Consider the following 26,708-nt stretch of genomic DNA (forward strand, 5'->3'; position numbering starts at 1 on the left):
GAGCGGCGGGGGAGTCGACGCCGGTACGGCCGCGCGGCTCAGGACACCGGCGCCGCAGTCCGGGCCCCCGCCGCCGCCACCAGCGCCCGCATCACCTTGGTGTCCTCGCCCATCTCCGGGTGCCACTGGACGCCCAGCACCCAGGCCCCGCCCGGCAGTTCGACCGCCTCCGCGGTGCCGTCCTCGGCGCGGGCCGACACCACCAGGCCCTCCGCGAGGCGGTCCACCGCCTGGTGGTGGTAGGTCGGCACGGACGCCTCGTACGGCTCGATGCCCGCGTAGCGCGTGCCGGGCACCGGGCGCACGGTGTGGCGGCCGACCACGCCGTGGCCGCCGGTGTGCCCGTCCAGGTGCTGGACGAGCGTGCCGCCGAGCGCCACGTTCAGGAGCTGCATCCCCCGGCAGATGCCGAGCAGCGGGGTCCCGGACGCCAAGGCGGCCTCGATCAGGGCGGTTTCCCAGGCGTCCCGCTCCGGCGCGGGCGGCCCGGTCCTGGCGTCGCGGGCGGCCCCGTACCGTACCGGCTCCACATCCGGGCCGCCCGCGACGACCACGCCGTCGAGCCGGGCCACCACCTCCGCGGCCGTCTCCGGGTCGTCCGGCGGCAGCATCGCGGTGAGCCCGCCCGCGGCCCTGACCAGGCGCGGGTAGTACGCGGGCAGCAGGGCGGCGGGCCAGTCCCACACCCCCCAGCGCACCGAGCTCTCCCAATACGTACTGACACCGATCAGTGGCCGTCCCACGTGTTCTCCCTCTCCTTCGGCAGTCGGACCGTCACTCGCGCTCCAGCTCGGCCTCCGCCGCCGCGAGCGCCGCGAACTCCTCCTCGGGGGCCCGCGCGACCAGGTGTTTGCGGCTGTAGAGGCCGAAGTACCCGACGGCGACCGCGTACACCCCCAGCGCGATCAGCGCCGCCACCACGTCCACCAGGAACGTGGCCACCAGCGCCGCGCACGCGAGGACCAGCGCGACCGAGGAGGTCAGCGCTCCTCCCGGCGTACGGTACGGCCGCTCCAGGTCCGGCTCGCGGCGGCGCAGCACGATGTGGGAAAGCGACATCAGTGCGTACGAGACGGTGGCGCCGAAGACCGCGGCGTTCAGCATCCGCGCCCCGTCGCCGGTCGCGGCCGCCAGCGAGAAGGCGATCGCGCCGGGCACGAGCAGGCCCAGGTAGGGCGCCTTGCGGCGGCTGGTCAGGGACAGGAAGCGGGGCAGATAGCCGGCCCGGGACAGGGCGAAGAGCTGGCGCGAGCCCGCGTAGATCAGCGAGAAGAACGACGCCACCAGGCCCGCGAGGCCCGCGTAGTTGACGATCCGGCTCAGCGCCGTGGCCTCGCCGTCCGGCTGGAGCGCCTCCACCAGCGGGTTGCCCGCGTCCTGGATCGCGGCCGAGCCGCGCGCGCCCGCCGAGGCGAAGAAGGTGAGCAGGGCGAGCACCACCAGGATGCCCATGGACCAGCGGATCGCCTTGGGGAGCGTACGGGCCGGGTCGCGGGTCTCCTCGGCGGCCAGCGGCACGCCCTCCACGCCGAGGAAGAACCACATGCCGAACGGGAACGCCGCCCAGATGCCCATCACGCCCATCGGCAGCCAGGAGCTCGCGCCGAACGCGTCCTTGTGGACGGTGATGTCGTCGAGCTCGGAGGCGTCGAAGTCGAGGAACGCGCCGACCGCGAAGACCAGCAGGGCCGCCACCGCCACGCCCGTGACGACGAAGCTGAACCGCAGCGCCTCGCCGACGCCCCACAGGTGGATGCCGATGAAGACGACGAAGCAGGCGAGGTAGACCGGCCAGCCCGAGGTGAGGCCGAACAGGCCCAGGGACTCCACGTAGTCGCCGATGAAGATGGAGATCGCGGCGGGGGCCAGCACGTACTCGATGAGGATGGCCGTGCCGGTCAGGAACCCGCCCCAGGGGCCGAGCGCGCGCCGGGCGAAGCCGTAGCCGCCGCCCGCCGTGGGCAGGACGGAGGAGAGCTCGGCGAGCGAGAAGACCATGCAGACGTACATCAGGCCCATCAGGGCCATGGCGATCGCGAGGCCGCCGAAGCCGCCCTCGGCGAGGCCGAAGTTCCAGCCGGAGTAGTCGCCGGAGACGACGTACGCCACGCCGAGGCCGGTCAGCAGCAGCCAGCCGGCGCTGCCGCGGCGGAGCGTGCGTCGCTCCAGGTAGTCGTCCGCCGGTTCGGCGGCGCGGGGTTTGGCGGATTCCGTGGACTCCATGGTCATGACGCGGCTCCCGACGGGGGATGGGCCAATGGACTGGGGCCATACCTTTGCGGTGTTGACGGCCGGAATCAAGCCCCTTGCGTTACGTCGGGGTAAACGGGGCGCGCGATCTTGCGCGGGCGCGGTGCGGTACCGGGCGCCCTATAGGGGCGCGGGGAACTGCGCGAGCAACCAAGCACGGTCCGCAGCCGAAGAAGTCACGTCAAAAAGCCCCGCAGCAGCGCGGCCGTACCGGCACAGTGCTCCCGCATCATCTCCCGCGCCCCATCCGCGTCCCCGTCGAGCACCGCCTCGACCAACGCGGTGTGCTGGCGCTGGGAGTGCTCCAAGTTCCGTACGAGCAGCGGGATGCAGTCGAGCAGGTCGTTCACGGTCGCGCGCACGGCGGCGTACTGCGCGGTCAGCGTCGGTGAGCCGGAGAGCTCGGCGAGGGTCAGGTGCAGCAGGGTGTCCAGGCGCCGGTAGTCGGCCAGCGGCGCGTCATGCGTGCGGGCCAGCGCGTCCCGCAGCCGCTCGGCCTGCTCGGAGGTGAGCCCGTGCGCCGCGCACAGCCCGGCCGCGCCCACCTCCAGGACCTCGCGGAAGCGCAGCGCGTCCTCCACGTCGACCCCGGCGACCCGGCGCCGCAGCTCGTCCTCGCCGGGCGACTGGGCCCTGGGCAGCACGAACGTTCCGCCGTAGCGGCCGCGCCGCGCCTCCACCAGTCCCTGGTCGGTCAGCACCTTCAGGACCTCGCGCAGCGTCACCCGGCTGATGCCGAGCCGCTCGGCCAACTCCCGCTCCGACGGCAGCCGTTCGCCGCCGGGCACCAGACCCAGGCGTACGACCTGGAGGATCTGCTCCAGCGCCTCCTCGAAGCCGTTGCCGGCCCGTACGGTCCGCAGCACCGGCGCGAGCCGGTCCGAGGAATCCGGTTGCGACATCTGGCCGCACCCCCTTCCCAAGCAATGGTTCTCGGCAATACCTTATGGGCTCTCGGCTGACCGAAGGAGGCTTTTCCCGTGGCAGACCGCACACCCCCGCTCGACATCGAGGCGCTGCGCGCCCTCGTGGAGAGCGGCGAGATCGACACTGTGGTCCTGGCGTTCCCCGATATGCAAGGGCGGCTCCAGGGCAAGCGGTTCGCCGCACGATTCTTCCTCGACGAGGTCGCGGCCCACGGCACCGAGGGCTGCAACTACCTGCTCGCCGTGGACACCGAGATGAACACCGTCGAGGGCTACGCGATGTCGTCCTGGGAGCGGGGGTACGGCGACTTCGCCATGCACCCCGACCTCGCGACCCTGCGCCGCGTCCCCTGGAACGAGGGCACCGCGCTGCTCGTCGCGGACCTCGCCTGGAACGACGGCTCGCCCGTCGTCGCCGCCCCGCGCCAGATCCTGCGCCGCCAGCTCGACCGGCTCGCCGAGCTCGGCCTGACCGCCCAGGTCGGCACCGAGCTGGAGTTCATCGTCTTCCGGGACAGCTACGAGCAGGCCTGGGACGCCGACTACCGGGGCCTGACCCCGGCCAACCAGTACAACATCGACTACTCGGTGCTCGGCACCGGCCGGATCGAGCCGCTGCTGCGCCGCATCCGCAACGAGATGGCGGCCGCGGGCCTGACCGTCGAGTCCGCCAAGGGCGAGTGCAACCCGGGCCAGCACGAGATCGTCTTCCGCTACGACGAGGCCCTGGTCACCTGCGACCAGCACGCCGTATATAAGACCGGCGCCAAGGAGATCGCCTCCCAGGAGGGCGTCTCGCTCACCTTCATGGCGAAGTACAACGAGCGCGAGGGCAACTCCTGCCACATCCACCTCTCGCTCACCGACGAGGAGGGCCGCAACGTCATGCAGGGCGACGGGCCCGAGGGCATGTCGGACCTGATGCGCCACTTCCTCGCGGGCCAGCTGGCCGCGCTGCGGGACTTCTCGCTGCTGTACGCGCCGAACATCAACTCCTACAAGCGCTTCCAGCCCGGCTCCTTCGCGCCCACCGCCGTCGCCTGGGGCTACGACAACCGCACCTGCGCGCTGCGGGTCGTCGGCCACGGCCGCTCGCTGCGGTTCGAGAACCGGCTGCCCGGCGGCGACGTCAACCCGCACCTCGCGGTCGCCGGACTGGTCGCCGCGGGCCTGTACGGCGTCGAGCAGCGCCTTGAGCTGCCGGACGCCTGTACCGGCAACGCCTACACCGGCGACTACGAGCACGTCCCGACCACCCTGCGCGAGGCCGCCGAGCTGTGGGAGAACAGCCCCATCGCCAAGGCCGCCTTCGGGGACGAGGTGGTCGCGCACTACCGCAACATGGCGCGCGTCGAGCTGGACGCCTTCGACGCCGCGGTGACCGACTGGGAGCTCCGCCGCTCCTTCGAACGCCTGTGAGGCCCCCGTTGTCCGATGCGTACGACCTGACCGAGCACCAGGTGCTCAACCCGGCGACGGAGGAGGTCATCGCGACCGTCCCAGCCGCCACCGCCGCGGACGTGGACGCGGCGGTCGCCCGGGCCGCGCGGGCGCAGACCACGTGGGCGGCGCTCGCCCCCGCCGACCGCGCCCGGCTGCTGCGCCGCTTCGCCGTCGCCGTCGACGAACACCTCGAAGAGCTGGCCCGGCTGGAGGTGCGCGAGGCCGGGCACACCGTCGGCAACGCCCGCTGGGAGGCGGGCAACGTCCGCGATCTGCTCGACTACGCGGCCGGGGGAGTGGAGCGCCTGACCGGGCGTCAGATCCCGGTCGCGGGCGGCCTCGACATCACGATCCTGGAGCCGCTCGGCGTCGTCGGCGTCATCGCGCCGTGGAACTTCCCGATGCCGATCGCCGCCTGGGGCACCGCCCCCGCGCTCGCGGCCGGCAACGCGGTGATCCTCAAGCCCGCCGAGACCACCCCGCTCACCGCCCTGCGGCTGGCCGAACTCGCCCTGGCGGCGGGCCTGCCCGAGCACCTCTTCCAGGTGCTGCCGGGCGCGGGCGCCGTCGCGGGCGACGCACTGGTCGAGCACCCCGGCGTCGCCAAGATCGTGTTCACCGGCTCCACCCGCGTCGGCAAGCAGATCATGGCCAAGTGCGCCCAGCGGGTGAAGCGGGTCACCCTCGAACTCGGCGGCAAGAGCGCCAACATCGTCTTCGCGGACGCCGACGTCGAGGCCGCCGCGGCCGCCGCCCCCATGTCCTTCCTCGACAACAGCGGCCAGGACTGCTGCGCCCGCACCCGCATCCTCGTCCAGCGCCCGGTCTACGACCGCTTCCTGGAGCTCCTCGCCCCCGGCATCGAGTCCGTCGTGGTGGGCGACCCGGCCGACGAGAAGACCCAGATGGGCCCGCTGATCTCGCGGCCCCAGCTGGAGCGGGTGCGCGCCTACGTCCCCGGGGACCTGCCGGGCATCCGGGGCACCGCCCCCGAGGGCCCCGGCTTCTGGTTCGCGCCGACGGTCGTCACCGGCGCCGCGCCCGACGCCCCCGTGGCGGTCGAGGAGGTCTTCGGGCCGGTCGCGGTCGTCCTGCCCTTCGACGACGAGGCCGACGCCGTACGGCTGGCCAACGCGACCGAGTACGGCCTGTCCGGCTCGATCTGGACCCGTGACGTGGGGCGCGCGCTGCGCGTGTCCGGCGCCGTCGCGGCGGGCAACCTCTCCGTCAACTCGCACTCCAGCGTGCGCTACTGGACCCCCTTCGGCGGCTACAAGCAGTCCGGCCTCGGCCGTGAACTCGGCCCGGACGCGCTGGCCGCCTTCACCGAAACCAAGAACGTCTTCATCAGCACGGAGGCCTGAGCACCCATGACCGAAGCGAACAACGTCTGCCGCCGCCTGGTCGGCCGTACCGCCGTCATCACCGGAGCCGGCAGCGGCATCGGTCTGGCGACCGCGCGCCGACTCGCCTCCGAGGGCGCCCACGTGGTCTGCGGCGACATCGACGAGGCGGCCGCCGAGAAGGCCGCGGACGAGGTCGGCGGGCTCGCCGTGCGCGTCGACGTCACCGACGCCGAGCAGGTCGACGCGCTCTTCAAGGCCGCGTACGACACCTACGGCAGCGTCGACATCGCCTTCAACAACGCGGGCATCTCGCCCCCCGACGACGACTCCATCCTGGAGACCGGCCTGGAGGCCTGGAAGCGGGTCCAGGAGGTCAATCTGACCTCCGTGTACCTGTGCTGCAAGGCGGCCATCCCGTACATGCGCGAGCAGCGCCGGGGCTCGATCATCAACACCGCGTCCTTCGTGGCCCGGATGGGGGCTGCGACCTCGCAGATCTCCTACACCGCGTCCAAGGGCGGCGTCCTCGCCATGTCGCGCGAGCTGGGCGTGCAGTTCGCCCGCGAGGGCATCCGCGTCAACGCGCTCTGCCCGGGGCCGGTCAACACCCCGCTGCTCCAGGAGCTGTTCGCCAAGGACCCGGAGCGGGCCGCGCGGCGTCTGGTGCACATCCCGCTCGGCCGGTTCGCCGAGGCCGACGAGATCGCCGCCGCCGTGGCGTTCCTGGCCAGCGACGACTCCTCGTTCGTCAACGCCACCGACTTCCTGGTGGACGGCGGTATCTCCGGCGCGTACGTGACGCCGCTCTAGGCGTTCACCTCTGGTCCACCACTTTGACAGCCGGGCGTCGCACGACGCCCGGCTGTTCTGTCTACCGTCCCCGGTGATCTTCCGTTTGTGACAGGAGTGTTCATGCAGAGTGCACGTCGTTGGCAGGCCGCGGCCGCCGCCCTGGCGATCGCGGGCAGCGCCTTCGCCGCCGCCCCCACCGCCCAGGCGCGGACCGGCGCGTGCCCCGAACTCACCGTGACGCAGGGCTGGTACGGGCAGAACAAGGCCCGTCTCCAGGAGCTCGTCGACACCTACGGCACGTGTGGCCACGGCGCGGCCCGGGCCAAGGGCCGCAAGCCCGTCGCGGTCTTCGACTGGGACAACACCGTCGTCAAGAACGACGTCGGCGACGCCACGATGTACTGGATGCTGCGCCACTCCAAGATCCGCCGCCCGCTGCACGGCGACTGGCACACCACCAGCCGTTACCTCACCGACCAGGCGGCCACCGCGCTCGCCGCCGCCTGCCCGTCCGGTGGCACCACCCTGCCCACCGCCACCGACACGCGCTGCGCCGACGAGATACGCACGGTCTACGGGGACGGGAGGACGACCGGGGGCGCCACCGCCTTCGCGGGCTGGGACCGGCGCGCGACCGAGCCGCAGTACGCCTGGCTCGCCCAGCTGATGAGCGGCTGGCGCACCGCCGACGTCCGCTCCTTCGCCCGGGCCGCCCGGAGCGAGAACCTGGCCGCGCCGCTCGGAGCCGAGCAGCGGGTCGGCACGGCGGAGGTGACGGGCTGGGTGCGCTACTACGACCAGCAGCGCGATCTGATCCGTACCCTCCAGAAGGCCGGGTTCGACGTCTGGATCACCTCGGCGTCGCCCGAGCCCGTGGTCGACGAGTGGGCGGGCGGCGTCGGCATCGCGCCGGACCACACCATCGGCATCCGGCCGGTCACCGCGCACGGGCGGCTCACCCCGCACCTCAAGGGCTGCGGCACGGTCGCGGACGGCGAGGACGCGATGATCACGTACATCGACGGCAAGCGGTGCTGGATCAACCAGGAGGTCTTCGGGGTGCGCGGGGCCGCCGCCGAGCGGGTGTCGCCCGCCGCGCGGCGCCAGGTCTTCGCGGCCGGCGACTCCGACACGGACGTCTCCTTCCTGCGCGACGCGACCGGCCTGCGGCTCGTCCTGAACCGCAACAAGAACGAGCTGATGTGCCGGGCGTACGACAACGGCGACGGCCGCTGGATCGTCAACCCCATGTTCATCCAGCCCAAGGGGCAGAAGAGCGCCGCCTACCCGTGCGCCACCACCGCGTACACCGACCACGACGGCACCGCCGCCCCGGTCCGCCGGACCGACGGCACGGTCGTGCCCGACCAGAAGGACACGGTGTACGGCGGCTGAACCGCCGGACAGACCCTAGGGTGGCCCGATGAGCATGACGACACCGCCCGGCTGGTACCCGGATCCGGGCACGCCCGTGCTGGAGCGCTGGTGGGACGGCACCGCCTGGACCGGGCACACCAGGGCCGCCGGTCAGCCGGCGGTGCCGCCCGCGCCGCCGACCGTTCCGCTGGGGCCCGTCGCGCCGCAGCCCGGGCCGCGCGGCCGGGGCGCGGTGGCCGCCGTGGCCGTGGCCGCCGCGGTGCTCGTCACGGCGCTGGTGGCCGGGGTGATCGTTCTGAACGGGGACGACGGGGGACCGGAGGCCGACGCGGCGCCGCCCGCCGACGCGTCCCGGACGACCGCCTCGCAGGCGCAGAGCACGGCCCCTTCGCCGCCGGCCTCGCCCAGCGACGACCCGAACCTCCTGGTCGACCAGCTCAACGGCATCACCCTGCCGGTCCTGCCGGGCTGGGAGAAGGCCGAGTCCAGGATCGACGGCCTGCCCACCATGCAGACCAGGGACACCTTCGACTGCCCGGGCGACGCGGGCGCGTTCTGCCGCCACGCCTGGGTCAACACCCGTACACCGACCCGCACCGACCTCAAGACCGCCGAGGCGCTCGCCAAGCACGACATCGCGGACGCGGCCGACGCCGCCTTCGAGAAGGACGCCGTCGGCCGCCAGCGGTACGGCGGGATCGCCTCGCACCGCGAGGTGAAGTCCGGTTCCGTGGTCGTCGCCGAGCGCACCGGCTACCTGGTGCGCTGGAGCGTCAAGACGGGGGCGGGGCCCGGTGGTTACGTACAGTCGCTGGCCTTCCCGTCGAGCGTCGGCAGCGAGTCGATGATCATCATCCGCTTCGCCTTCGACGCCGGGAAGGGCGCCCCGCCGCTCACCGTCCTCGACCGGATCACGGCCGGGATCCGGGTCCTCGGGGGCCAGGAGAACGGCGGGGTCGGCAGCAGCGTGGCGCCACCGGCGCCGTGAACGAGGCCCGCGCCCTCAGAGGAACGTGCGCCCCTCGCCCCGGTACGTGGGCACGGTGGCGGTGACGCGGTCGCCCTCCACCAGCTGCAACTCGTCGAACCGCTCGCACAGTTCACCGGCCTTGGCGTGCCGGAACCACACCTTGTCCCCGATCAGCAGATCGTCGGCGGCCGTGCCGAGCAGCGGCGTCTGCACCTCCCCGGCGCCCTCCTGCGGGTCGTAGCGCAGCCCCTCGGGGAGGTACGGGACGGGCAGCCGGTCCACGCCCGCCGCCCCGGAGGCGGGGTAGCCGCCGCCGAGCACGGTGACGACGCCCACGCCCGGGCGGCGCACCACGGGCAGGGCGAAGAGCGCGGCGGGACGCCCGGTGAACGACGTGTAGTTGTCGAAGAGCCGCGGCACGTACAGCCCCGAACCGGCGGCGATCTCCGTGACGGCGTCCTCGGCCGCGGTGTGCTGCACGCTCCCCGTCCCGCCGCCGTTGACGAACTCCAGGTCGGGCGCGACGGCCCGGACCGCCCGCACCACCTCGGCCCGGCGGGCCGCGAGCTCCTTGCGCGCGGCGGCCTGCATCAGCCGGATCGCCCGCGACCGCACCGGCCGCCCCGCGATGTCGTCCCCGACCCCGGCGACGTGCCCCTCGTACGCCATCAGCCCGACCAGGCGGAAGCCCGGGCGGCGGGCGACGGTGCGGGCGAGCTCGGCGAGCTGCGCGGGCTCGCGCAGCGGGGAGCGGCGGGCGCCGATCCGCACGCGCCCGCCGAGCAGTTGGAGCGAGGTGTCCAGTTCCAGACAGATCCGTACGGGCAGGTCGTCGCGGTCCCGGGCCCGGTCGATGAGGTCGAGCTGGGCCGGGTCGTCCACCATGACGGTGACGGCGGCCGCCAGCTTGGGGTCGGCGGCGAGCTCCGCGAAGCGGTCCCGGTCGGCGGACGGATACGCGAGGAGGACGTCCTCGAACCCGGCCCGGGCCAGCCAGATCGACTCCGCCAGCGTGAACGACATGATCCCGGCGAACCCGTCCCTGGCCAGCACCCGTTCGAGCAGCGCCCGGCAGCGCACGGACTTGCTGGCGACCCGGATCGGCTTGCCCTGGGCGCGCCGGACCAGGTCGTCGGCGTTGGCGTCGAACGCCTCCAGGTCCACGAGCGCGAGCGGGGCGTCGAGATGGGCGGTGGCCCGGTCGTACCGGGCCCGGTCTGCGGCGCGGGGAGTCATGCGCAGAGCCTGCCAGAACGGCCTACCCGGTGGTAGGGGGACGAGTCGGTGCAGATGCCGCGACCACGGACCACCGCCCTGCTCCCTCGCCCCAGCCCGTAAAGTAGCGCCCACGCGGCGACGAACGGCCCTGCCGGCCAAGCCGATCCGCAGCGCACGCACGAGGGGTACGAGGGGGGCCATTGACCACGGACGCACAACGCCCCCCGGCCGCGGCGCGCCGCCCCGCGGAGGGGGAGCCGGACCGCGACGCCGTGGCCGGACCCACGTCCGCCCCGCCGTTCCCCGCCTTGGGCGAGCCCTCCGTCCCCGTGAACCCCGTCCTCCCAAGGGGCGCGGGGAACAGCGCACCCAGCCCCCGCCGACCCGCAGACGAAGCACCCGGCCGGCCACCGTCCGCCTCCGCGCCCCGCCGCGCCGACGCGCCGCCCCGTTCGGCCATCGGCCTCCTGGACGCCGCCCTGCCGCCCCGGCCCCCCATACCCGCGAAGCCCCCGACGGCTCCGGCGGCCGACGCCGGGCGCACGGCCGCGCCGACGCGTACGTCCCCGCAGCCCGCGCGCCCGCCCTTCCCGCCGCACCCCACCCCGACCCGGCCCCCGGCCCCGCCGACGCCACCCCCGTCCGCCGTGCCGCTGGCCGCGCCCGTCACGGCGCCGCAGCCCACCGCGACCCCGTCCGCCGCGCCGCCGCAGCCCACCGTGCCCGCACCCCGGACCGCCGCGCCGCCGTTCCCCGGGACCGTTCCGCACCCCGTGCCGCCCATACCCGTCGCCGCGCCCCCGGCCCGTCGCCGGGGCCGGGTCGTCGCGGCCGCCGTCTGTCTGGTGCTGGGGGTCGGGCTGCTCGGGGGCGCCGCCGCCGGGAGCTGGCTGAGCGGGGGGTCCGGGGGAGCGGACGCCCGGGGCGGCTACACCGCCGCCCGGGAGATGTGGCACAACACCCCCGTGGACACCCTCTTCCCGCCGACCATCAACGGGAGCGGCGCCGGGCCGGGCGGCGCCGACCGCGTCTGGACCCGCGTCGGGGTCGCGCCCGACGCCGGGTGCGCCGGGGCCCTCGACCCGCTGCTGCTCAAGGCGCTCCAACCCGTCGGCTGCGCACGGCTGTTGCGGGCCACGTACACCGACGCCACCTCCACCGCCGTCACCACCGTCGGGCTCGTCTTCACCGAGGCCGACGCCGACGCGATGGCCGCGCTGCGCACCCGGTTCGGCGACGAGTCCCTCGGCGACCGCGACGACCTGATGCCGCGCCCGTACGCCGTCGAGGGCACCCCCGCCGCCCGGTTCGGCGACAAGCAGCGGGCGAGCTGGACCGTACGCGTCCTCAACGACGCCCCCGTCGTCGTCTACTCCGTCACCGGCTTCGCCGACGCCCGTACCGTCACCGCCCCCCAGCCCGCCGACCGCGCCCTCGACGAGGGCGCGACGGACGCACCCGTCGAAGCGGGGCTCACCTACGACGCCAAGGGCATCGCGGACCGGGTGGAACGGGTCCTGCGCAAGACCGCCGCCACCGGAACGAAGAAGCCCTCATGACCACGCCACGGGCCACCCCCCGCCGCGCCGCCGCCCTCGCCGCCGCGGCCTCGCTCGCGCTCCTCCTGCCCGCCGCCCCCGCGCACGCGGACGCCATCCGGGACCGCCAGTGGGAGCTCGCCGCCATGCACACCCAGCAGGCGTGGCGGACGACCAAGGGCAAGGGCATCACCGTCGCCGTGCTCGACACCGGTGTCGACGCCACCCACCCCGACCTCGCCGGACAGGTCCTCACCGGCAAGGACCTCGTCGGCTTCGGGGCCGGCCGCGGCAGCCGCGACTGGGCCCGGCACGGCACCGCCATGGCCGGGATCATCGCGGGCCACGGACACGGTCCCGGCAGCCAGGACGGCGTCCTCGGGATCGCCCCCGAGGCCAAGATCCTGCCGGTCCGGGTGATCCTCGAATCCTCCGACCCGGCGCGCAAGAAGGCCCGCGAGTCACGCGGCGGCGCGCTCGCCGAGGGCATCCGCTGGGCCGCCGACCACGGCGCCGACGTCATCAACCTCTCCCTCGGCGACGACAGCGCCTCCGCGCACCCCGAGCCGTCCGAGGACGCCGCCATCCAGTACGCCCTCTCCCGGGGCGCCGTCGTCGTCGCCTCCGCGGGCAACGGCGGCGAACAGGGCGACCACGTCTCGTACCCCGCCGCCTACCCGGGCGTCATCGCCGTCGCCGCCGTCGACAAGTACGGCACGCACGCCGCCTTCTCCACCCGCCGCTGGTACGCCACCGTCTCCGCGCCCGGCGTGGACGTGGTGATAGCGGACCCGGACCGCAAGTACTACGAGGGCTGGGGCACCAGCGCGGCCTCCGCCTTCGTCTCCGGCGCCGTCGCCCTGGTCCGCGCGGCCCACCCCGGCCTCTCCCCGGCCCAGATCAAGACCCTGCTCGCGGACACCGCCCGCAACGCGCCCCGGGGCGGCCGCGACGACGCCCGCGGCTACGGCACCGTCGACCCGGCCGCCGCCCTCGCCGAGGGCGCCCGCCTCAAGCCCGAGGTACGGACGAACACGGCGACCGGCCAGGCCCGTACGTACTTCGGCGCGGGCCCCGACAAGGAGAAGGAGAGCGACCACCGCGGCGACTGGCTCGCCGCCCTCGCGGCGGCCGCGGGCGCCCTGCTGCTCACCGCGTCCCTGACGCTGTGGCGCGGCGGCCGCACGGTCGAACGGGCCTGAGCCCGTACGGGCTCATCGCGCCGCCCCCACCGCCGCCCGGGCCACCGCTTCCACCGCCGACACCCCCGCCTCCAGCGACCCGTGGCCGTCCGACAGGACCGCCACCAGGTAGCCGTGGCCGTCGGCGGTCGTGACGCGGCCGATGCAGCCTGCCTGTTTCCTTAACCCTCCAGGGGTGGGGGTGGGCTGGGGTGGTCTCCCGGGCGGGGCCTGCGGCCCCTGCACCCCGCCGGTGAGACACGGGGTGGGTGGGTAAGCCCGTTCGTCTGCAGGCCGTGCTGGGTTGCTCGCGCAGTTCCCCGCGCCCCTGACCACCTAGGGGCGCGGGGAACTGCGCGACCAGCCACCCACGGTCCGCAGACAAACAGAGATCCGGCCGCCCGCCGGAGGCCACGCGGCGGAGCCGCAAATGTCACAGCCGGGAAGGGGCGGGGTGGGGAAAAATCACTCCACCCACGTCACCAGCACCGCCACCCCACGCCCCGCGGCCCGCGTCCTGGGCCCGCAGCAGCAGGGCCGCGAGGATGTCCACCTTGACGACGCTCGCCGTGTCGTACGTACGCCCCTCGCCCCCGTACACCGCCTCCCCGCCGCCCGCCAGGTCGTACACCCCCACCGACAGCGAACCCCCGGCCCGCTCGGCCACCGCCGCCGACACCACCGCGTCCAGATCCACGCCCACCTCCGCGCTCACCTCGTCGTCAGCTCTGTACCCCGGCCGGTGATTCCCCTGGTGCGGGGGCCGGGGCGGGCCCCGGTTAGGCTCGTGCCGTGGCGCTCAAGAACATCCCGGACCCCGGTTTCTCCGACGACGACGGCACCGCCGACCCCGAACTCACGGCGGCGCTCGCCGCCTGGGCCGAGGACCGGGGGAGCGGCGCGGCCCAGTCGCGCGTCCTGGCCGCGCTCAAGGGCGCCCGCCTGCTCGTCCCCGTCGTCGCCGTGCTCGGCGAGGTGGAGACCGACGAGAACGGACTTCGCCGCGAGAAGACCAGCGACATGGCCGTGCCCACGCTGACCGCGGGTGACCGCAAGGCGCTGCCCGCCTTCACCTCGCTCGCCTCGCTCGCGCTGTGGGACCCGGAGGCCCGGCCCGTCGCCGTACCGCTGCACCAGGCGCTCCAGGCCGCCGCGCACGAGCGCGCCGACACGGTCGTCCTCGATCTGGCGGGGCCCGTCGCGTACGAGCTGAAGGGCGGCGCGCTGCTCGCCCTGGCCGAGGGGCGCACCAGCGCGGACCCGCTCGACGACCCGGCGGTCATCGAGGCCGTGCGCACGGCGGTCGCCGCCGAGCCGGCCGTCCTGCGCGCCCATCTCGGCCCCGGCAGCGCCGACGGCACGCTCGCCCTGGTCCTGGCCGAGGGCGCGGTGCCGGCCGACGCCGCCCGCCGGGTCGTCGAGCTGCTCGCCGCCGACGAGGTGCTGCGCGCCCGGCTCGTCCAGGGCCTCGACCTGGCCCTGCTCCCGGCCGCGGCCCCGCAGCCCAACGAGCCCCTGTTCACGCGCTGAGCCCGGGCGGGCGAGAGACATGAAGAAGCGCCCCCGGTTCGTCCGGAGGCGCTTCACTTCGTACGGATGGAGGACCGGCGACTAGCCGTACACCGGGCCCGTGTACTTCTCGCCCGGGCCCTGGCCCGGCTCGTCGGGGACGATCGACGCCTCGCGGAAGGCGAGCTGGAGCGACTTCAGGCCGTCGCGCAGCGGGGCGGCGTGGAACGAGCTGATCTCGGTGGTGCTGGCGTCGAGCAGGCCGGCCAGCGCGTGCACGAGCTTGCGGGCCTCGTCCAGGTCCTTGTGCTCGTCGCCCTCCTCCGTCAGTCCGAGCTTCACCGCGGCGGCGCTCATCAGGTTCACGGCGACCGTGACGATCACCTCGACGGCCGGGACCTCCGCGATGTCGCGGGTCATGGTGTCGAAGTCGGTGGTCCCGGAGGACTGGGGGGAGGTCTCACTCATGCCCCACACGATAGGCGCTGCGGCGGTGTGCACACGATTGGCCCCCGTGCCGGTGTGCTGCTAACCTTGTGTAACGACCGGCCAGGCACTCCCATGTGCCCGGCCCACAAGTGGAGGCTCCGATCTCCCACCTGACTGCCCTCCGGGGCGGCGGGTCATCCGGTCAGACGGCCGCCATCGTTCCGTACGGACGATGGAGCCGTCCGATGTGCGCCCCGCGGTTGACCGCGGCGGTGCTCCGGTTGTTCATGGAGCCCCGCCTGTGTCCCGTCCGGGGCATTTTTCATGTGCCGCGACGGTTGGTCCGAGTGAAGACATACGCGGCTGTCTGCCGGACAGGCGTGTGGTGCTACCGAGGAGGATCCATCAGCGCCGAGCCCCGCATCAACGACCGGATTCGCGTTCCCGAAGTGCGACTTGTCGGTCCCAGCGGCGAGCAGGTCGGGATTGTTCCGCTTGCCAAGGCCCTGGAGCTCGCACAGGAGTACGACCTGGACCTGGTCGAGGTCGCGGCGAACGCCCGTCCGCCCGTGTGCAAGCTCATGGACTACGGGAAGTTCAAGTACGAGTCGGCCATGAAGGCCCGTGAGGCGCGCAAGAACCAGGCGCACACGGTCATCAAGGAGATGAAGCTCCGGCCGAAGATCGACCCGCACGACTATGACACCAAGAAGGGTCACGTCGTCCGGTTCCTCAAGCAGGGCGACAAGGTCAAGATCACGATCATGTTCCGTGGTCGCGAGCAGTCCCGGCCGGAGCTCGGCTACCGACTGCTGCAGCGTCTCGCGGAGGACGTCCAGGACCTCGGTTTCGTCGAGTCGAACCCGAAGCAGGACGGCCGGAACATGATCATGGTCCTCGGTCCGCACAAGAAGAAGACCGAGGCAATGGCCGAAGCCCGCGAGGCGCAGGCCGCCCGCAAGGCGGAGCGCCAGGGTCAGCCCGTCGCCGAGGACGGCTCCGTCGAGGAGCCCGTCGTCGAGGCGTCGGCCGAGGAACCTGCCGAGGCCTGATTCCCGGGCAGCCAGCCCAGGACAACCGATACATATGACGCTCCCGTGCGCCGGTCCCCGGACCGGCTGGGAGCGCCACTGACGAGGAGATAACGGCGCTATGCCGAAGAACAAGTCGCACAGCGGTGCCAGCAAGCGCTTCAAGATCACCGGCTCCGGCAAGGTGCTCCGTGAGCGTGCCGGCAAGCGCCACCTGCTCGAGCACAAGTCGTCCAAGCTGACGCGTCGCCTCACCGGCAACGCCGAGATGGCCCCGGGCGACGCCAAGAAGATCAAGAAGCTTCTCGGCAAGTGACGTCCCTCCGCCTCCGGTGACCGGAGGCGGGACGTCGAGACCGGGACCTATTCGAATTCGGGCCGTGTGAATACGCACCACGGCCCCGCTACAAGGAGTTAACAAGTGGCACGCGTCAAGCGGGCAGTCAACGCCCACAAGAAGCGCCGGGCGATCCTCGAGGCGGCCTCCGGCTACCGCGGTCAGCGTTCGCGCCTGTACCGCAAGGCCAAGGAGCAGGTCACCCACTCGCTGGTCTACAACTACAACGACCGCAAGAAGCGCAAGGGCGACTTCCGTCAGCTGTGGATCCAGCGCATCAACGCCGCTGCCCGCCAGAACGGCATGACGTACAACCGCCTCATCCAGGGTCTGAAGGCCGCCAACATCGAGGTGGACCGCAAGATCCTGGCCGAGCTCGCGGTCAACGACGCCAACGCGTTCGCCGCGCTCGTCGAGGTCGCGCAGAAGGCTCTGCCGAGCGACGTCAACGCGCCGAAGGCTGTCGCGTAAGCGCCTGACGGCTTGTTGAGCCGGACCGGACCCGCAGGCCGATGGCCTGCGGGTCCGTGCGTTCCGGTGGCCTTGGCCCCCGGGCCCCGCTTTTGGCTGCGGACCGTTGCTGGGTTGCTCGCGCAGTTCCCCGCGCCCCTAGGTGGTCAGGGGCGCGGGGAACTGCGCCATCAGCCCACACACGGCCCCCTGGCCCCGCCCCCTCGTAGAGAGACCGCACATGTCCACGCCCGAGCTGATCTCCCCGCGCTCCCCCCGCGTCGCCGCCGCCAGGCGGCTCGCGCGGCGTAACTTCCGGGGGAAGGAGCGGCGGTTCATCGCCGAGGGGCCGCAGGCCGTGCGGGAGGCCGTGGAGCACCGGGTCGGCGGGGAGGCGACGCTCGTCGAGCTGTTCACCACCGCCGAGGCCGCGGAGCGGTACGCGGACATCGTGGCCGCCGCCCGCGACGCCGGGGCCCGGGTGCACTACGCGGACGACGAGGTGCTCGCCGAGGTCTCGCAGACCGTGACCCCGCAGGGGCTCGTCGGGGTCTGCCGGTTCCTGGACTCGCCGTTCGAGGAGATCCTCAAGGCGCGGCCCAAGCTCGTCGCCGTGCTCGCGCACGTCCGCGACCCCGGCAACGCCGGCACCGTACTGCGCTGCGCGGACGCCGCCGGAGCCGACGCGGTCGTCCTGACCGACGCCTCCGTCGACCTGTACAACCCCAAGTCGGTGCGCGCCTCGGTCGGTTCGCTCTTCCATCTGCCGGTCGCCGTCGGCGTGCCGGTGGAGCAGGCCGTGCAGGGGCTGCGGGACGCCGGTGTGCGCATCCTCGCCGCCGACGGCGCCGGTGAGGACGACCTCGACGACGAGCTCGACGCGGGCACCATGGGCGGCCCCACCGCCTGGATCTTCGGCAACGAGGCCTGGGGCCTGCCGGAGGAGACCCGGGCGCTCGCGGACGCCGTGGTGCGCGTTCCGATCCACGGCAAGGCCGAGAGCCTCAACCTGGCGACCGCCGCCGCGGTGTGCCTGTACGCCTCGGCGCGGGCCCAGCGCACCCGTACTCCTCGCTGAGGGGGTCCGCACCGTCACCTCCAGCTAGTAGTGTGACGGGCTCGGGGGCCCACTGTGCGCTTCGGAGAGGTGGGATACGGGGATGGCTGTCGGCGTGAGGACCATCGGTGAGAATGCCCTGGTGCGCCCTTCCGGTGGCCCAGGCGCCCTGGGGATAGACCCCGAGGACCTGCCCGACGGTCTCGTCGTCGCCGACGAGAAGGGCCGGGTCATCTGCTTCAACGCGGCCGCCGCCCGGATCACCGCGGTCTCCCCGCGCGACGCGCTCGGCGTGGAGCTGGAGCGCGCCCTGCCGCTGGAGGACCTCAAGGGCCGCCGCTGGTGGCAGCTGACCGACCCGTACGGCGGTCTCGCCATCCGCGTCGGCCAGCCCGAGCGCAATCTGCTGCTGCCCGGCGGGCGCGAGGTGCTGGTCTCCGCGCGGTACGTGCGCGAGCACCCCACGGGCCCGGTGCGCCGGGTCGTGGTGAGCCTGCGTTCCACCGAGGCCCGGCGGCGCACCGAGCGCAGCCACGCCGAGCTGATCGCCACCGTCGCCCACGAGCTGCGCTCGCCGCTGACCTCGGTCAAGGGGTTCACCGCCACGCTGCTCGCCAAGTGGGAGCGGTTCACGGACGACCAGAAGCGGCTGATGCTGGAGACCGTCGACGCCGACGCCAACCGGGTCACCCGGCTGATCGCCGAGCTGCTCGACATCTCGCGGATCGACTCCGGCCGCCTGGAGGTGCGCCGCCAGCCCGTGGACATAGCGGCCGCCGTCGGCCGGCACATCCAGGCCCATGTCGCCTCCGGACAGGCCCCCGACCGCTTCCTCGTCCGCATCCAGCGCCCGCTGCCGGATCTGTGGGCGGATCCGGACAAGATCGACCAGGTCCTGGGCAACCTGCTGGAAAACGCGGTGCGCCACGGCGAGGGAACCGTCACCATCGAGGTGGCACCCGCGCCCGTCCGCATCGACGAGCACGACGAGAAGGGAACGGCCGTCACCGTGAGCGACGAAGGCCCCGGCATCCCCGAGGAGTCGATGGGCCGTGTCTTCACCCGCTTCTGGCGGGGGAGCAAGCGCGGCGGGACGGGCCTCGGCCTCTACATCGTCAAGGGCATCGTGGAGGCGCACGGCGGGACGATCGCGGTGGGCCGCGGCTCCGGCGGCGGCGCCGAGTTCCGATTTATCCTGCCCGTCGGCGCCCCGGCCTACCTCCAGTAGCGACCGCCGGGCCGCCCACGGGCGCATCCGCATTCCTCCACCCCGTTAGACTCGACCTTTGGCGCGTTCGTGTCCGTGCTGTCACGCGGCCCCATCGCTGTCGCGGAGGCGGGGACCCCCAGCCAAGCCAATCGGAAGTACGGGAAGAGATGTCGGCACCCAATAAGTCGTACGACCCTGTTGAGGTCGAGGCGCTGAAACCGGAAGAGATCGAGCGCATGCGGGACGAGGCGCTCGCCGCCTTCGCCGCGGCCGGTGACCTCGACGCGCTCGCTCACGCGAAGACCGCGCACGCCGGTGGCACCTCGCCCCTGTCGCTCGCCAACCGTGAGATCGGCGCGCTGCCGCCGCAGGCCAAGGCCGCGGCGGGCAAGCTCGTGGGCATGGCCCGCGGCGCCGTGAACAAGGCGCTGGCCGCCCGCCAGGCCGAGCTGGAGGCCGAGCGCGACGCGCGCGTCCTGGTCGAGGAGGCGGTGGACGTCTCGCTGCCGTACGACCGCGTACCGGCCGGCGCCCGCCACCCGCTGACCACGCTCTCCGAGCGCATCGAGGACATCTTCGTGGCCATGGGCTACGAGGTCGCCGAGGGCCCGCAGGTCGAGGCCGAGTGGTTCAACTTCGACGCGCTCAACATCGGCCCGGACCACCCGGCCCGCGGCGAGGCGGACACCTTCTTCGTCCAGGCCGCCGACGGCTCTGCCAACTCCGGCACGGTGCTGCGCACGCACACCTCCCCGGTGCAGATCCGCTCGCTGCTCGACCGCGAGCCGCCGGTCTACGTGATCTGCCCCGGCCGGGTCTACCGCACGGACGAGCTGGACGCCACGCACACCCCGGTCTTCAACCAGGTCGAGCTGCTCGCCGTGGACGAGGGCCTGACCATGGCGGACCTCAAGGGCACCCTGGACCACATGGTCCAGTCGCTCTTCGGCCAGGACATGAAGACCCGGCTGCGGCCGAACTTCTTCCCGTTCACCGAGCCGTCCGCCGAGATGGACATGGTGTGCTACGTGTGCCGCGGCGAGTCCGTCGGCAACCCCGACCGCCCCTGCCGCACCTGCTCCAGCGAGGGCTGGATCGAGCTCGGCGGCTGCGGCATGGTCAACCCCAAGGTGCTCGTCGCCTGCGGCGTCGACCCCGAGAAGTACAGCGGATTCGCCTTCGGCTTCGGCATCGAACGCCTGCTGATGTTCCGCCACAACGTCGAAGACATGCGAGACATGGTCGAGGGTGACGTCCGGTTCACCCGGCCGTTCGGGATGGAGATCTGATGCGGGTCCCGCTTTCTTGGCTGCGGGAGTACGTCGACCTGCCGGCGACGGAGACCGGCCGTGACGTCCAGGCCAAGCTCGTTTCCGCCGGCCTTGAGGTCGAGACCGTCGAGCAGCTCGGCGCCGGCCTCAAGGGCCCCCTGGTCGTCGGCCAGGTGCTGACCATCGAGGAGCTGGAGGGCTTCAAGAAGCCCATCCGCTTCTGCACGGTCGACGTCGGCGCGGCCAACGGCACCGGTGAGCCGCAGGAGATCGTCTGCGGCGCGCGCAACTTCCAGGTCGGCGACAAGGTCGTCGTGGTGCTCCCCGGCGCCGTGCTGCCCGGCGACTTCGCCATCGCCGCGCGCCAGACGTACGGCAAGACCTCGCACGGCATGATCTGCTCCGGCGACGAGCTGGGCATGGGCGACGACGGCAGCGGCGGCATCATCGTCCTGCCGCCCGAGCACGAGGCCGGCACCGACGCCATCGAGCTCCTTGAGCTCGTCGACGAGGTGCTGGACATCGCCGTCACCGCCAACCGCGGCGACTGCCTGTCGATGCGCGGCGTGGCCCGCGAGACCGCCATCGCGTACGGCCTGCCGCTGCGCGACCCGGCGCTGCTCGACGTGCCCGCGCCCAACTCGTACGGCTACCCGGTGAAGAGCGCCGACCCGATCGGCTGCGACCGCTTCACCGCGCGCACCGTGGGCGGCCTCGACCCCGAGGCCCGCTCCCCGATCTGGCTCCAGCGCCGCCTCCAGAAGGCCGGCATGCGGCCGATCTCGCTCGCCGTCGACGTCACCAACTACGTGATGATCGAGCTCGGCCAGCCGCTGCACGCCTACGACCGCACGCTGGTCGACGGCCCCATCGGGGTCCGCCGCGCCGAGCCCGGCGAGGTGCTCACCACCCTCGACGGCGCCAAGCGCAAGCTGGACGCCGCCGACCTGGTCATCACCGACAACCGGGGCCCGATCGGCCTGGCCGGTGTGATGGGCGGCGCCAACACGGAGATCGCCGACTCGGTCACCGACCCGGAGACCGGACAGGTCAGGGGCACCACCGAGGTGGTCATCGAGGCCGCGCACTTCGACCCGGTCGCCATCGCCCGCACCGCGCGCCGCCACAAGCTGTCCTCCGAGGCGTCCAAGCGCTTCGAGCGCGGCGTCGACCCGCAGGCCGCCTCCGCGGCCGCCCAGCGGACCGTCGACCTGCTGGTGCTGCTCGCGGGCGGCACCGCCGAGGCCGGCGTCACCGAGGTCATCGCGCCCTCCGCGCCGCGCACCATCTCCGTCGCCGCCGACCACCCGGACCGGGTGGCGGGCGTCGACTACGGCCGCGAGACCGTCGTGCGCCGCCTCCAGGAGATCGGCTGCGACGTCTACGGGCAGGACGAGCTCGTCGTCACCGTGCCCTCGTGGCGCCCCGACCTCACCGAGCCGAACGACCTCGCCGAAGAGGTCATTCGCCTTGAGGGGTACGAGAACCTGCCCTCGACGCTGCCCAAGCCCCCGGCCGGGCGCGGGCTCACCGAGCGGCAGCGGCTGCACCGCCGCGCGGGCCGCGCGCTCGCGGGCGCCGGTTACGTCGAGGCGCTGAACTACCCGTTCGTCTCCGAGCAGGTCTTCGACCAGCTGGGCCTGGAGGCCGGTGACCCGGCCCGCCGCGTCGTGAAGCTGGTCAACCCGCTCAACGACGAGGAGCCGGCGCTGCGCACCACGCTGCTGCCGGGGCTGCTCACCGCGTTGCGCCGCAACGACGGCCGCGGCAGCCACGACCTGGCGCTCTTCGAGACCGGTCTGGTGTTCAAGCCGGGCGAGCAGCAGGGCGTCGCCGTCCAGCTGCCCGTCGACCGCCGCCCCACCGACGAGGAGATCGCCGCGCTCGACGCCGTGCTGCCCGCGCAGCCCCGGCACGCGGCCGTCGTCCTCGCCGGTGCGCGCGAGCAGGCCGGCTGGTGGGGCAAGGGCCGCCCGGCGGACTGGGCCGACGCGGTCGAGGCCGCCCGGACCCTGGCCGCCGAGGCCGGCGCCGAACTCATCGTCCAGCAGGGCCAGTACGGGCCGTGGCACCCGGGCCGGTGCGCCGAGCTCGCTGTCGTCGTCGACAGCGAGATCGTGGTGATCGGCCACGCGGGCGAGCTGCACCCGCGCGTGGTCAAGGCGCTGAGCCTGCCCGAGCGCACCTGCGCCATGGAGCTCGACCTGGACCTGCTGGCGAAGGCCGGAGAGGGCGCCCTCCGGGCGCCGCGGATCTCCACCTTCCCGGTGGCCACCCAGGACGTGGCGCTGGTCGTCGACACGGAGGTCCCGTCCGCCGTCGTCGAGTACTTCCTGCGCGGCGGCGCCGGTGAACTCCTGGAGTCCATCCGGCTGTTCGACGTCTACACCGGCGAGCAGATCGGCGAGGGCAAGAAGTCGCTGGCGTACGCGCTGCGCTTCCGCGCCGCCGACCGCACGCTGACCGTCGAGGAGGCCTCGGCCGCCCGCGACGCCGCGGTGGCCCTGGCCGCCGAGCGCACGGGCGCGGTGCTCCGCGGGGCGTGACCCGCAGGCAGGACCTCTGAAGGGCGCATCCGGACCGCCGGATGCGCCCTTCGCGCATGTCCTCACGCCTTCTCACTCGTTCGGGTGAGAAGAGGGAGCGATGTACGCAAAAGGGGGCGCACCGTCGACAGAATCAATCCGGTCGTGAAGGTCGGGGAGCCGGTGAAAGCCGGTACAGGGGTGAACGGTGCAGAGGCCTAGGGGGGCCGACGGCATGATCCGTACCAGGAGTTGGACGGCGGCCTGCGCGAGCGCCCTCGGTACGGGCCGGGGGCTCGCCCTGTCACTGCCCGCCCTGTGGCTGGTCGTGGTCGTCGTCTGGCAGCTGACCTGCCCGCTGGCCACCGACGAGTCCATGGGCCTGCGGATCGCCACCTGCGCGGCCTTCCTGATCGCGGTGGTCTGCCTGGTGCACGGCGTACGGCTGGGCGCGGCGCGGGAGCTGCGGCTCGTCCAGGAGGTCGCCGACGCCGCCCAGCGGGTGCTGCTGCGGCCCCCGCCGCCCCGCCTCGACGGGCTCACCGTGGCCGCCGGACAGCTCTGCGCGGGCCGGGGCGCGGTGGTCGGCGGCGATCTGTACGAGGCGATGGCCACGCCGTACGGGGTACGGGTCGTCATGGGTGACGTACGCGGACACGGGCTCGGCTCGCTGGCGGCGGTCGCGGCGGTGCTCGGCAGCTTCCGGGAGGCCGCGCACGACGAGCCGGACCTGGCGGGCGTGCTGCGGCGCCTGGAGCGGGCGCTGCAACGGCACTTGCGCGAGCAGGCCCGCGCCGAGCACCCGGCGAGCTGCGCGGGCGCGCCGGACAACCCGCTCGCCGAGGAGTTCGTGACCGTACTGCTCCTGGAGATCCGCTCCGACGGCCTGGTGCTCGCCCTCAACTGCGGCCATCCGTGGCCCTATCGGCTGTGCGGCGGCGCCGAGCCGCTGCTGCCCGGCGACCCGCTGCCTCCGCTCGGCTCCTTCCCGCTGCCCGCCGAACTGCCGCTGCACCGCTGCACCCGGCTGCTGCCCGGGGAGGCCCTGTGTCTGCACACGGACGGCGCCGAGGACGCCCGGGACCGCGCCGGGCGGTTCTTCCGGCTGCAGGAAGTACTCGCCCGGGCGGCCCTGGACACCCCGCTGTCCCCCGCCGCAGTGGTCCACTGCGTACAGCGGGAGCTGCTGCGCCACACCGGCGGACGGCTCGCCGACGACGTGGCGCTGATGGTGCTGCGCAACGACCGGCTGCGCGTGCCCGCGCAGCCCGGAGCCGTGCGGACCGCGCAGGCACAGCGCTGAGGCTGCGCGTGCGCCGTCGGCCCTGCCGCGGAGTGACGGGCAGTTCGGCAGGACCGGCGGCGCCGGGAGCGGGCCGCCGCACTGTACGAGGGGGAGCCGGCGGCCCACCACGCCTCTGTGGAGAGGCAGTTCAGTCAATCGGCCGCCGCCTCCCCGCGGCAGAGTGCGCGGCGCATAAATGCGAGTACTCCCTTCACACCCCGTGTGAACGCGCCTCGTTTACGCTGGGCGCACCGAGCCAACGGAGGGCCTGATGCAGCCCAATACCCTGCTCGACGCGCTGGTCGACGAGGCCGGCATCTCGAACGCCGGGCTCGCGGCCCATGTGAACGAGGCCGGCCGTGCCAGAGGCCTGGCACTGAAGTACGAACACACCGCGGTGGCCCGGTGGTTGAAGGGCCAGCGGCCGCGCGGCCAGGTGCCCGATCTGATCTGCGAGGTGCTGGCGGCCCGGCTGCACCGGTCGGTCACCCTCGACGACATCGGGCTCGGCGTGCCGGGTGAGCCGGTCGCCCAAGTGGGCTCGCCGCTCGCCGGGTTCGTGGAGCGCGCCACCGCCCTGTGGCGCTCCGACGAGCAGCAGCGCCCGCACATACTGGGCGCGCCCGCGGTCACCGGCACCCCGGCCGTGATGCCGGTGTGGGAGTGGGAGAACCCGCCGGAGGACACCGACGTGTCCCGGCACGGGCAGACCGCGGTGAGCGAGGGCGACATCGAGATGCTGCGGGCGGCCCGCGCGCACTACGAGCTGATGTACCGCAAGGCCGGGGGCATCGCCACCCGCTCGCGCATCGTGGGCTTCCTCAACTCCGAGACCGCGCCGCTGCTGCGCGGCTGCTACACCGACGCGACCGGCCGCCAGCTGCACCGGGCGACCGGCGGCCTGGTCGCGATCGCCGGGATCTGCGCGTACGACTCCAACGCCCAGGGCCTGGCGCAGCGTTACTTCCACCAGGCGCTGCGTCTGGCGAAGGCGAGCGGGGACCGGGGACTCGGCGCGTATGTGATCGCGCTGCTCGTCAACCAGTCGCTGTTCATGCGCGACTACCGGCAGGCGGTCGCCTTCGCGGAGGCGGCGCTGCGGGCGGCGGGCCACCAGCTCACCCCGGCGCTCGCCTCGGATCTGCACGCGATGCAGGCCAAGGCGTACGCGCACCTCGGCGACGGGCCCAGCGCGCTCGGCGCCATCCGCGGCGCCGAGCGGGCGGCCGAGCGGATCCGGCCGAAGAACGAACCCGCCGAGACCGGCTACGTCCAGCCGGGCCTGGTCAACGTCCAGGTGGCGGAGGCCCTGCTGCGGCTCGGCGATCTGCCGGCCGCGCGCGAGCAGGCGGGACTGGCGGCGCACGCCCCCTCGCACGACCGGGGCAGGGTGCACCGCCTGGCGATGCTCGCGCAGATCGAGCTCCGGCAGGGCGAGGTGGACCGGGCCGCCGCGACGGCGGTCGAAATGGCCGAGCGGGCCCGGGGGATGGAGTCGCAGCGGTTGCGCGACCGGTTGCGCGTCGTACGCGAGCATCTGGTCGAGAGCGGTTGCGCCGGCGCCGACGAAGCCGCCGAGCTGATCGACGGGGCATTGCGCGTTCCCCTGTGAGCGTGCGCCTGCTGCGATATTGCCATCTACTTGTCGGAAGGTGGCAAAAACGTGCAGTGGACGAACCTGAGTGAACAAACTGTGTATGAGAACCGCTGGTTCCGCGTCAATCTCGCCGACGTCGCCCTCCCGGACGGGCGGCACCTGGACCACTTCCTGATCCGGCTCCGCCCGGTCGCCGTGGCGACCGCCGTCAACGAGGCCAACGAGGTGCTGCTGCTGTGGCGGCACCGGTTCATCACCGACAGCTGGGGCTGGGAGCTGGCCGCCGGCGTCGTCGAGGACGGCGAGGACATCGCGGCCGCGGCCGCCCGCGAGATGGAGGAGGAGACCGGGTGGCGGCCGGGCCCGCTGCGCCACCTCCTCACCGTCGAGCCCGCCAACGGGCTCATCGACGCCCGCCACCACCTCTACTGGTCGGAGACGGCCGAGTACATCGGCCACCCCGAGGACGACTTCGAGTCGTCGCGGCGCGAGTGGATACCGCTCAAACTGGTACCCGACATGATCGCCCGCGGCGAGGTCCCGGCCGCCAACATGGCGGCCGGGCTCCTGCTCCTGCACCACATGCGGCTCGGCGACGGCTGACCGTCCGCTCACCGCCCCAGCGCCTGCCACACTGCCACGGTCAGCGCGCCGAGGGCGGTGAGCACCGTGAGCGCGGGCAGCGGCCACCTCGTGTGCTCCAGGGACGCCACCCGTACGCCCAGCTCGGTCAGCTCGCGTTCGCTCTGGTCGTCGCGGTGGGTGAGCAGCGTCAGCTGCCCGTCGATGCGGGCCAGGCCCACTTCCAGGGAACGGCGTAACTCGAACAGTTCGTCGACGGCCATCGGGTGGCCGGGGTCGCTCGGCACGGCGAGGCTCCTTCGTCGTTGTGGCGGATCGCCATTGACTTTTCGGCAAGGAGTCAACTCGCCCTGTTCCAGGGGCGGGAGAGTGTGCGAAGAGCAT

24 protein-coding genes and 1 pseudogene are annotated in these 26,708 nt (G+C 73.3%); 18 read left to right on the forward strand and 7 right to left on the reverse strand.

What is annotated here, in order from left to right:
• Positions 1-38: 38 nt before the first annotated feature.
• The 3 genes from QIY60_RS23870 to QIY60_RS23880 form a co-directional block, all read right to left on the reverse strand.
• Positions 39-743 (reverse strand): gamma-glutamyl-gamma-aminobutyrate hydrolase family protein, encoded by a 705-nt coding sequence (locus tag QIY60_RS23870; protein ID WP_283144249.1) that lies wholly within the window; start codon positions 741-743, stop codon positions 39-41.
• 31 nt (positions 744-774) lie between these two features.
• A complete protein-coding gene (gene eat / locus QIY60_RS23875; protein WP_283144250.1) occupies positions 775-2,229 on the reverse strand; it encodes an ethanolamine permease in 1,455 nt (484 codons plus the stop codon).
• A gap of 197 nt (positions 2,230-2,426) precedes the next feature.
• Positions 2,427-3,152 (reverse strand): FCD domain-containing protein, encoded by a 726-nt coding sequence (locus QIY60_RS23880; protein WP_283144251.1) that lies wholly within the window; start codon positions 3,150-3,152, stop codon positions 2,427-2,429.
• A 78-nt stretch (positions 3,153-3,230) separates the two neighbouring features.
• On the opposite strand from QIY60_RS23880, the gene QIY60_RS23885 reads away from it, so the two are divergent.
• The 5 genes from QIY60_RS23885 to QIY60_RS23905 all read left to right on the forward strand — a co-directional run bounded on the left by QIY60_RS23885 (position 3,231) and on the right by QIY60_RS23905 (position 9,122).
• Positions 3,231-4,595, forward strand: coding sequence for a glutamine synthetase family protein (locus tag QIY60_RS23885; protein ID WP_283144252.1), 1,365 nt, complete (start codon positions 3,231-3,233; stop codon positions 4,593-4,595).
• Between the two features lie 8 nt (positions 4,596-4,603).
• The gene (locus QIY60_RS23890) at positions 4,604-5,983 is read left to right on the forward strand and encodes an aldehyde dehydrogenase family protein (RefSeq protein ID WP_283144253.1); all 1,380 of its coding nucleotides are present in this window, start codon (positions 4,604-4,606) and stop codon (positions 5,981-5,983) included.
• Positions 5,984-5,989: 6 nt separating this feature from the next.
• On the forward strand, positions 5,990-6,775 hold the full coding sequence (locus QIY60_RS23895) for a 3-oxoacyl-ACP reductase (protein ID WP_283144254.1): 786 nt from the start codon (positions 5,990-5,992) through the stop codon (positions 6,773-6,775).
• 102 nt (positions 6,776-6,877) lie between these two features.
• Positions 6,878-8,152: a haloacid dehalogenase-like hydrolase gene (locus tag QIY60_RS23900; protein ID WP_283144255.1), complete on the forward strand. Its 1,275-nt coding sequence runs from the start codon at positions 6,878-6,880 to the stop codon at positions 8,150-8,152.
• A 28-nt stretch (positions 8,153-8,180) separates the two neighbouring features.
• Entirely contained in the window at positions 8,181-9,122 is a 942-nt protein-coding gene (locus QIY60_RS23905; protein WP_283144256.1) for a DUF2510 domain-containing protein, read from the forward strand.
• Between the two features lie 15 nt (positions 9,123-9,137).
• Here the strand turns inward: QIY60_RS23905 and QIY60_RS23910 are convergent, their stop codons facing one another.
• A complete protein-coding gene (locus tag QIY60_RS23910; RefSeq protein WP_283144257.1) occupies positions 9,138-10,340 on the reverse strand; it encodes an amino acid deaminase/aldolase in 1,203 nt (400 codons plus the stop codon).
• A 254-nt stretch (positions 10,341-10,594) separates the two neighbouring features.
• Between QIY60_RS23910 and QIY60_RS23915 the strand changes: the two genes are divergently transcribed.
• Together QIY60_RS23915 and mycP are read left to right on the forward strand one after the other, a co-directional pair.
• A complete protein-coding gene (locus QIY60_RS23915; protein ID WP_283144258.1) occupies positions 10,595-11,881 on the forward strand; it encodes a hypothetical protein in 1,287 nt (428 codons plus the stop codon).
• The gene (gene mycP, locus QIY60_RS23920; protein ID WP_283144259.1) at positions 11,878-13,062 is read left to right on the forward strand and encodes a type VII secretion-associated serine protease mycosin; all 1,185 of its coding nucleotides are present in this window, start codon (positions 11,878-11,880) and stop codon (positions 13,060-13,062) included. Before QIY60_RS23915 ends, mycP begins: the two co-directional genes overlap by 4 nt.
• A 484-nt stretch (positions 13,063-13,546) precedes the next feature.
• On the opposite strand, the pseudogene QIY60_RS23925 reads toward mycP, so the two are convergent.
• A pseudogene (locus QIY60_RS23925) lies at positions 13,547-13,738 on the reverse strand (hypothetical protein); the annotation flags it as partial.
• Positions 13,739-13,833: 95 nt separating this feature from the next.
• Here QIY60_RS23925 and QIY60_RS23930 point away from each other — a divergent pair.
• The gene (locus QIY60_RS23930) at positions 13,834-14,571 is read left to right on the forward strand and encodes an SseB family protein (RefSeq protein WP_190089619.1); all 738 of its coding nucleotides are present in this window, start codon (positions 13,834-13,836) and stop codon (positions 14,569-14,571) included.
• Between the two features lie 81 nt (positions 14,572-14,652).
• On the opposite strand, the gene QIY60_RS23935 is transcribed toward QIY60_RS23930, so the two are convergent.
• On the reverse strand, positions 14,653-15,018 hold the full coding sequence (locus QIY60_RS23935; protein ID WP_101387473.1) for a DUF1844 domain-containing protein: 366 nt from the start codon (positions 15,016-15,018) through the stop codon (positions 14,653-14,655).
• A 341-nt stretch (positions 15,019-15,359) separates the two neighbouring features.
• Between QIY60_RS23935 and infC the strand changes: the two genes are divergently transcribed.
• From infC to QIY60_RS23985, 10 genes are all read left to right on the forward strand, one after another.
• On the forward strand, positions 15,360-16,031 hold the full coding sequence (gene infC, locus QIY60_RS23940; protein ID WP_283146052.1) for a translation initiation factor IF-3: 672 nt from the start codon (positions 15,360-15,362) through the stop codon (positions 16,029-16,031).
• A 100-nt stretch (positions 16,032-16,131) separates the two neighbouring features.
• The gene (gene rpmI / locus QIY60_RS23945) at positions 16,132-16,326 is read left to right on the forward strand and encodes a 50S ribosomal protein L35 (protein WP_030754426.1); all 195 of its coding nucleotides are present in this window, start codon (positions 16,132-16,134) and stop codon (positions 16,324-16,326) included.
• A gap of 105 nt (positions 16,327-16,431) precedes the next feature.
• Positions 16,432-16,818, forward strand: a complete 387-nt coding sequence (rplT, locus tag QIY60_RS23950) for a 50S ribosomal protein L20 (RefSeq protein ID WP_283144260.1) — start codon at positions 16,432-16,434, stop codon at positions 16,816-16,818.
• Between the two features lie 220 nt (positions 16,819-17,038).
• Complete coding sequence (locus tag QIY60_RS23955; RefSeq protein ID WP_283144261.1) at positions 17,039-17,875, forward strand: RNA methyltransferase; 837 nt, start codon at positions 17,039-17,041, stop codon at positions 17,873-17,875.
• A gap of 82 nt (positions 17,876-17,957) precedes the next feature.
• Positions 17,958-19,082 carry an ATP-binding protein gene (locus QIY60_RS23960; protein ID WP_283144262.1) on the forward strand — a complete coding sequence of 375 codons (1,125 nt, stop codon included), beginning with the start codon at positions 17,958-17,960 and terminating at the stop codon, positions 19,080-19,082.
• Between the two features lie 149 nt (positions 19,083-19,231).
• On the forward strand, positions 19,232-20,353 hold the full coding sequence (pheS, locus tag QIY60_RS23965) for a phenylalanine--tRNA ligase subunit alpha (protein WP_283144263.1): 1,122 nt from the start codon (positions 19,232-19,234) through the stop codon (positions 20,351-20,353).
• Positions 20,353-22,881, forward strand: coding sequence for a phenylalanine--tRNA ligase subunit beta (pheT, locus tag QIY60_RS23970; protein WP_283144264.1), 2,529 nt, complete (start codon positions 20,353-20,355; stop codon positions 22,879-22,881). The genes pheS and pheT overlap by 1 nt, the downstream gene beginning before the upstream one ends.
• A 214-nt stretch (positions 22,882-23,095) precedes the next feature.
• A complete protein-coding gene (locus QIY60_RS23975) occupies positions 23,096-24,163 on the forward strand; it encodes a PP2C family protein-serine/threonine phosphatase (protein ID WP_283144265.1) in 1,068 nt (355 codons plus the stop codon).
• Between the two features lie 253 nt (positions 24,164-24,416).
• Positions 24,417-25,757 (forward strand): transcriptional regulator, encoded by a 1,341-nt coding sequence (locus QIY60_RS23980; RefSeq protein WP_283144266.1) that lies wholly within the window; start codon positions 24,417-24,419, stop codon positions 25,755-25,757.
• A 51-nt stretch (positions 25,758-25,808) separates the two neighbouring features.
• On the forward strand, positions 25,809-26,345 hold the full coding sequence (locus tag QIY60_RS23985; protein ID WP_283144267.1) for an NUDIX domain-containing protein: 537 nt from the start codon (positions 25,809-25,811) through the stop codon (positions 26,343-26,345).
• Positions 26,346-26,353: 8 nt separating this feature from the next.
• Here QIY60_RS23985 and QIY60_RS23990 read toward each other — a convergent pair whose 3' ends face one another.
• The gene (locus QIY60_RS23990) at positions 26,354-26,611 is read right to left on the reverse strand and encodes a hypothetical protein (RefSeq protein WP_283144268.1); all 258 of its coding nucleotides are present in this window, start codon (positions 26,609-26,611) and stop codon (positions 26,354-26,356) included.
• Positions 26,612-26,708 lie beyond the last annotated feature (97 nt).

The sequence above is a fragment of the Streptomyces sp. BPTC-684 genome (genome assembly GCF_030028635.1).
Classification (GTDB): Bacteria; Actinomycetota; Actinomycetes; order Streptomycetales; family Streptomycetaceae; genus Streptomyces; species Streptomyces noboritoensis.